The organism is Nocardia asiatica NBRC 100129 (assembly GCF_000308415.1).
Classification (GTDB): Bacteria; Actinomycetota; Actinomycetes; order Mycobacteriales; family Mycobacteriaceae; genus Nocardia; species Nocardia asiatica.
The window spans coordinates 1-250 of sequence record NZ_BAFS01000312.1 but is presented as its reverse complement, the minus strand read 5'-3'; the positions used below and the strand labels follow the sequence as shown (position 1 = coordinate 250).

Here is a 250-nt window from a genome sequence, read left to right as displayed (position 1 = left end):
GACCGTGCGCTTCGGTGCGAACACCGCGGTTTCCTTCAGCGTGGTCTCGGATTCTCTGATCAGCGCTGTCGCGCCCGCCGGGGCCGGGGGGCAGGTCGCGGTCAGCGTCACCACCGCCGGCGGCACGAGCAACGGCGTCTCCTACACCTACGTCGCCGCACCGACCCTCGGCTCGGTCGCCCCGAACTCGGGACCGGCCGCGGGCGGCAACACCGTCGTCCTCACCGGCACGGGACTCACCGGAGCCACC

1 protein-coding gene is annotated in these 250 nt (G+C 72.8%); it reads left to right on the top strand.

Annotated features, from left to right (window positions below; genetic code table 11):
* Positions 1-4: 4 nt before the first annotated feature.
* Positions 5-250: IPT/TIG domain-containing protein (locus tag ON27_RS29165; RefSeq protein ID WP_174377898.1), on the top strand; the 246-nt coding region annotated here is incomplete at its 3' end.